Raw genomic sequence first — 6,000 nt, 5'->3', positions numbered from 1 at the left:
TTTGCCATGCTGCTGGTGCCACTAATTGCGCTGGTGTCGATAACGGTTGCCGCAATAAATATCGGTATCAATCTCGGGTCCACGGCGTCCGGCATCGATGCTATGATCTGGCCCGACGACTTGTCTTTTGTCGTCGAGCATATGTCAGTTTCGACGTCCCTCTGTTTTATCCTGCTGGGAATCGCGCTGATCAGATTGCCAAAAGAAAGCGGCAGGGACCATCTCTTCAATTTCGCGACCACCCTGGGAGCAGGGATCGCTCTGCTGGCCCTGATTGCCTATGCCTTTGGTGCGTCTTCCCTGTACGCAGTGGCGCTGTTCACGACTATGGCCATTCACACGACAATCGCGTTTGCGATACTTTTCGCCATGGTCTTGCTGGCCCGCCCGGATCGTGGCTGGGTCGCAATATTACTGGCCGATGGTCGCGGAAGCGCCAGTGCCCGGCGGATGATGCCGTTTCTGCTGGGGGTGCCGTTTTTGCTCAGTCTGTTGGTGAACTGGGGGCTCAAGCTCCAGCTTTTCGATGCCAATTTTCAGCTGAGCCTGCTCGCGGTTGTAACGATGCTGCTTCTCGCCGCGGTTTCGATCCGTGATGCGCGCGTCGACAATCACGCGGAACGGCTGCAGATAGATACGAGTATGCGACTGGCGGCATCGAAAGCGGCGATAAAGGCCAAATCCAATTTTCTCGCCAATATGAGCCACGAGATACGCACCCCGATGAACGGCGTCATGGGATTTACCCAGTTGCTGCTCGATAGCGATCTTGATGGCGAACAACGCCAATATGCCGAGCTGATTTCGGAATCCGGCCATTCGATGGTCGCGTTGATCAACGATATTCTGGATATATCAAAATAGACGCCGGGCAGATGACTCTGGCCAGCGACCCCATTGATATCCGGCATGTCATCGAAGGGTCTGTTCGCCTAATGAGGGCCGCAGCGGCCCAAAAGGATCTCAAGATGGAGTCGCGATATGATGACTCCTTGCCTGAGACGATCCTCGGCGATCAACTGCGTATTCGCCAGATCCTCTCCAATCTGATCGGTAATGCGATTAAATTCACCCAGGATGGCGGCATATCGGTTCATGCGAGAAAGATCGGGCTCGGGAATCACGAGTTGATAGAACTTGCAATCTCGGACACCGGGGTCGGAATTGCACAGGAGCGCCAATCCGCAATCTTCGAGGAATTCAGCCAGGCAGATGAGTCCACAGCCCGAAAATTCGGAGGCACCGGACTGGGACTGGCGATCAGTCGGCAGCTTGCCGAATTGATGGGTGGTACGATCAGCCTGCAGAGCGAAATCGGCAAAGGCACGACATTCTTCGTGACGCTTCCGGTGCGATCGGTGGAAAAAGGAGAGGATGAGCAATCGGAGTATCAGCCCAGCCATCCAGTCGAGAAAGCGGCGCCGTCGAAGACGGGGAAAATCCTGCTGGTCGAAGACAATATGATAAATCAGCAGCTGATAATCTCCGTTCTGAAAAACATGGTCATGAATATGTCCTGGCACAGGACGGGCAGGACGCAATCAATGCTCTGGAATGTGCGCGAAACACGGATCATCCCTTCGCATTGGTGCTGATGGATATCGAGATGCCGCAGCTTGACGGTATCGAATCGGCGAAGCGGATACGGGCGAGTGGATTTTCTTCCAGTTCGCTGCCGATCATCGCCCTGACGGCCAATGCCTTTGCGGAAGATATAGACGAAGCCCTGAGCGCGGGCATGCAAGCACATTTGGCCAAGCCGATTGACGTGGCTCAATTTCTCGCGACCATCGGTAACTGGATGCAGCCAGGTGCCTGTTCGAACTGAACTAATTGCCGATTGCTCGGTCGTTCGCAGCGGGCGAGATCACCATTTACGAATGTCTTTTTGCCGCCAGGGATCAAGCTTTCGACCGGATGATTCGGCGACACTCGAACCTCCTGAGCCAGTTGCGTTACAAAGATCAAATCAGTATGAAGAAACGGAATTAATAGGACTTAACCTTGACCGATATCGAGCCAGAGTCATCGCGCGTGGCAAATTTGACTGCAAAGCAGAGAGAATGCTTGCACCTGGTCGTGCTTCGGAAATCCTCCAAGGAAATCGCCAGAATTCTTGAAATCTCCAAGCCTGCCGTCGATCAGCGGCTGGTGAGCGCACGCCGGGTGCTGGGTGCAGCGACGCGAGACGAGGCGGCATTGATATATGCAAGGGCTTCCGGCACCTATGATCGGATACTATATGATCCGGCAGGTGTTCCCTTCGACGGCAATATCGGTCCAGAAGGATCTCAAGACGAGCGACCAGGCGCATCCATGCTCGAAGAAGTATCGATCCCTTACGAGTTTGATACCGAGCATGATCCGAACGTCTGGCCGCAAATCTTGAAAGAGTCGGAGGGTAATTGGGGAACCGCTCAGAGAATAGCCATTATAGTCATTCTGACTATCGGTATTTTGGCGATTGTCCTGATCGGTCTTTCGGTTTCCCAGTCTCTTTCTAGTCTGTTGACAGCCTAGCCACCGACTGGGCTCTCATTTTTTAAACAGCAAGAATCCGTGTTTTACGGAAAGGAACAACTATGTCTTATCAAATCAGAATCGCATCCGATCAAATCAAGCAAGATATGCCGCACACCGAGGCCTCCATTGATCAGGCCCTGATTTCGGTGTCCAGCCTGATGGCTACTTTGGTGCAGGCGCGCGTCGATACCGGTGTGCCGGCTGCAACCGGACAGGTCGCAGTTCGCAGGCTGGCCAAGGCACAGATGGCGCTGGTCGAGGCCAGTAGCGACGTCCTGCGCGTTCATGGAGAATTGCAGAAGGTCGGAAGAGAATTCGCGGGCATGGATGTACACGAGACCTGCCCGGCTGTTCAGGCTCGCTGGTGCCCGCCAATTTGCATTCTGTCGCCGCCTGAGCGAACAAAGGTTGACTGGAATGTGTGAGAATGGTCCATCAGGAGTATGCGAACACTCGTTTTTTACTCTTCCTTGGTGCAATCTGCATTTACGCATTGTACCGGGGAGGGGGGCCCGAACGCTGGGTCGCCTGTATCGTTATCGCCATGGTGGTACTGGATCCGGCCGTTCATATGTTCACGCCGCTCGAATATGCCACGCTGGATCCCGGTCACTTGGTCATTGATTTGGCCGGGTGGCTCGGCCTGCTCGCTGTCGCACTTCGTGCAAACCGGTTCTGGCCATTATGGGTAGTCTCTCTCCAGACGATCGCCCTGGTGGCTCACGCCACAAGGATGCTGGATGTAACGATTCATCCAAAAGCCTATATGATCATGCAAATAGCGTCTTCCTATCCCTTGTTGGCTCTGTTGCTGCTCGGCACGATTTGTCACCAGAAGAGGTTGAAGGCCATCGGGATCGACAGGTCCTGGCGCAACTGATCGGGATTATCGAGCCGGATGATGCCGTCCGGCTCTCCGGCGAGCTGCTGGAAGAATTCGGATCGATCGGACGTATGCTGGCAGAATCCGAGGCGGCATTGCACCGGGTCCTGGCCGACAACCGGGACGTGGTGAAACTGCTCAAGGCGAGCGAGCAATTCATGCTGGCCAAATTGCGCAACGAGCTTCCACGCAAGCTCATTTCGGCCACCGATCGGAGATTGGTGAAATATCTGCAGGCCCGTATGGGTTCCCGGACCACCGAGTTGATGCGGATATTGTTTCTGGACAGTTCGCACCACCTTCTGAGCGATCAGGAATTTGGCGAAGGCTCTCCACACCGGATATATATCCAGCCGCGAACCATTTTGAAACGGGCTCTCGAACTCGATGCGAGTGGGCTCATACTGGTTCACAACCACCCGGGCGGAAGCCTGACACCGAGCAGCTCGGATATAGAATTCACCAAGTCCATCAAGGCATTATGCCTGGAACTCGACATATTCCTGCACGATCATATTATCATAACGAGCAACCGCTGGACCAGTTTTCGAAAGTTGAAATTAATATGAGCCTTGAAGCGGAAGCGGATTATGCCGCACTTGCAGCGATCGAACTTCAGGCGAACCAGCAGCGAAATATATATTTCTCGAATTCGCAGATATTCGGTGACCCGGCCTGGCAACTCATGCTGGAAGCCTATATCGCGACCACCGAAAACCGTTGTGTTGATTTGTCTGATCTGGAGAGCGAATTGTGCCGGCCGGCTTCGGTTGTCGCCAGATTGGCAGCAATTCTGGAGGCCGAGGGCTATCTGGAACGTTGTCGGTCTCACAAGGTCCAGCATATTGGTGCGGTAAAATTAACCAGCAATGCGATCGCCTGGTGCGAACAGTGTCTGGAATTCAAGCACGGCAAACGTCACGGCGAACTGGACTGATATGGGGGGGGGCTCCGAAACCAATTCCGTTCTTTTCAAAGCGTGACGCACGTCAGCGGATAGGTCTGCAAATGAAATTCAGGGGCACTGTGCCAGCTCAGCGCCGTTCTGTGGTTCCTCGTCCGGTTTTCTGTTTCGGAAAACATCGCCAAAGCGCGCGTTACCGGGTTAAAGACACGCGGCTTTTACCGTCACCTTCTCCAGGTTCCGACATTTCGCGGGGTCCGGAGGAGACATTCCCCATCGCCAAATATTCAGGTTCTCATGTGATATTCCCGGTCTTGCGGATGGCATTGGTCATCGGCCTCTCGATGATCGCGGGCGTCCCTGGCCAATACGGGCGAGGGAAGGCCAATGACAGAGGTGACACGGATTCAGCTGCCGTGTCGGAAGCCAGAGCTGTGATCCATAGTCGCATTGAGCTTGGTCGTGACGGCACGATCACATCGGATATTATCCAAGGGTCCGATTGGGTGCAGATCAACGAACAACAATGCGATATCGAAGCGGGGTGGCAAGAACCGGCTTGTAGATTGTTGATTTACGAAATGCAGTGAAGTCGAGGAAGTCTGGACCGGGCGCGTGGCGATCAAGCCGTAGTCAAAGACTTTTTCCGACGCTCAATCCGGTTTCGGAGAGTTCGGATTTTCCGATTCGATCATTTCCAATGCGTTGATCGCCTCTTCAACCTTTATCGCTGGAATGGCCAGATTGTTCTCGTCGAGAAAATTCAACACGTCGTGAAGCTTTTCGATAAGCCTGTGCACATCAATATTCCTATTTGTTATGCCGCGCGACATTGATCGATTGGAAAGCTGTTATGCGACATGATATTTCCAGTCTCGGTCGTTGGTTCAGGATTTGGTTGGCTGGCAAATTTAAGTGGATCATTAAATGCAGATGCCGGAAAATTCAATATAAACTATAGGATAGTGGGCGTGGTTGCGGTAAAATATTATATTGTTTCAAAATGACGCAAGTAATTTATCGTATCGATCCATTTAGAAGTATTATTATATTTTTGCCCAAAATTCTACTGAAAGGGGCGAGGTAGTGGAGGGCGATTTGGACCGCCAACTGCAACCCCAAAAAGTCAATTGGGTAGGACGATCAGACGTCCTACCCAAAATGAGAGCGCATACCAGGTGCACTACGTTCACCAGAGTTGAGGCCTGCGGGGGCTTGTCAATCTGGGCGGAAAGTATTCATGCTTTCCTGATGTTATCTATCAGCATTTGATCGCTGCAGATCAATCTATATCCCTCCCGATTTGGCGGTATACTGTTCTTTTAGAACCAAATTGGGCAGACTATAGTGTTTCTTTTTGTTAACCATAATGTTTGTCTACAGTCGAAGTTGCCCATCAATAAGGCAATATTGACCGCTGTTCCGCAGGGTGAGTCTGCCCCATTGGTTACGGACAGCAGGGGCAGCCGCTAGCTCACCGGGGCCATAAGGGAGCCGAGCTATGGCCCGCCACATGCAAATTACCGGGCGACGACCTTTGCAATAAATAACCAGTGTGTGAGCCGCGCGGCGACTATATCGACAAAAGGCGCGTTTTCTTGGATCTGGGAGGGTGAGCGGCGGCAAAAAACCGGTCGCGACAGCTTAATTTTGTCCTAACGCACCGTAAATGTCTTTGTAAGAAGTTGAG

Annotated in this window: 10 protein-coding genes; 9 read left to right on the top strand and 1 reads right to left on the bottom strand. The window is 52.8% G+C overall.

Features of this window, described 5'->3' with window-relative positions; genetic code table 11:
- The 9 genes from C8024_RS12940 to C8024_RS12900 form a co-directional block, all read left to right on the top strand.
- The coding region (locus tag C8024_RS12940; RefSeq protein WP_302051629.1) for a HAMP domain-containing sensor histidine kinase at positions 1-864 on the top strand (864 nt) is incomplete at its 5' end.
- Positions 865-992: 128 nt separating this feature from the next.
- Positions 993-1,595 carry an ATP-binding protein gene (locus C8024_RS12935; RefSeq protein WP_173205828.1) on the top strand — a complete coding sequence of 201 codons (603 nt, stop codon included), beginning with the start codon at positions 993-995 and terminating at the stop codon, positions 1,593-1,595.
- Complete coding sequence (locus C8024_RS12930; protein WP_217272187.1) at positions 1,517-1,828, top strand: response regulator; 312 nt, start codon at positions 1,517-1,519, stop codon at positions 1,826-1,828. Before C8024_RS12935 ends, C8024_RS12930 begins: the two co-directional genes overlap by 79 nt.
- 176 nt (positions 1,829-2,004) lie before the next feature.
- Positions 2,005-2,520: a helix-turn-helix transcriptional regulator gene (locus C8024_RS12925; RefSeq protein WP_173205822.1), complete on the top strand. Its 516-nt coding sequence runs from the start codon at positions 2,005-2,007 to the stop codon at positions 2,518-2,520.
- Between the two features lie 62 nt (positions 2,521-2,582).
- The gene (locus C8024_RS12920; protein ID WP_173205819.1) at positions 2,583-2,948 is read left to right on the top strand and encodes a hypothetical protein; all 366 of its coding nucleotides are present in this window, start codon (positions 2,583-2,585) and stop codon (positions 2,946-2,948) included.
- Positions 2,949-2,950: 2 nt separating this feature from the next.
- Positions 2,951-3,403 carry a hypothetical protein gene (locus tag C8024_RS12915; RefSeq protein ID WP_173205816.1) on the top strand — a complete coding sequence of 151 codons (453 nt, stop codon included), beginning with the start codon at positions 2,951-2,953 and terminating at the stop codon, positions 3,401-3,403.
- Positions 3,349-3,975: a RadC family protein gene (locus C8024_RS12910; RefSeq protein ID WP_164089182.1), complete on the top strand. Its 627-nt coding sequence runs from the start codon at positions 3,349-3,351 to the stop codon at positions 3,973-3,975. Before C8024_RS12915 ends, C8024_RS12910 begins: the two co-directional genes overlap by 55 nt.
- Positions 3,972-4,343, top strand: coding sequence for a hypothetical protein (locus C8024_RS12905; RefSeq protein WP_100094354.1), 372 nt, complete (start codon positions 3,972-3,974; stop codon positions 4,341-4,343). Before C8024_RS12910 ends, C8024_RS12905 begins: the two co-directional genes overlap by 4 nt.
- A 71-nt stretch (positions 4,344-4,414) precedes the next feature.
- Entirely contained in the window at positions 4,415-4,900 is a 486-nt protein-coding gene (locus tag C8024_RS12900; RefSeq protein WP_173205814.1) for a hypothetical protein, read from the top strand.
- Positions 4,901-4,963: 63 nt separating this feature from the next.
- Here the strand turns inward: C8024_RS12900 and C8024_RS12895 are convergent, their stop codons facing one another.
- Complete coding sequence (locus tag C8024_RS12895; RefSeq protein WP_164089184.1) at positions 4,964-5,110, bottom strand: hypothetical protein; 147 nt, start codon at positions 5,108-5,110, stop codon at positions 4,964-4,966.
- Between the last annotated feature and the right edge of the window lie 890 nt (positions 5,111-6,000).

This window comes from Sphingopyxis sp. BSNA05 (assembly GCF_013265645.1).
In the GTDB taxonomy this organism is placed as follows: Bacteria; Pseudomonadota; Alphaproteobacteria; order Sphingomonadales; family Sphingomonadaceae; genus Parasphingorhabdus.
Note: the sequence above shows the minus strand (reverse complement) of the source record. Positions and strands in the feature narration are given on the sequence as shown.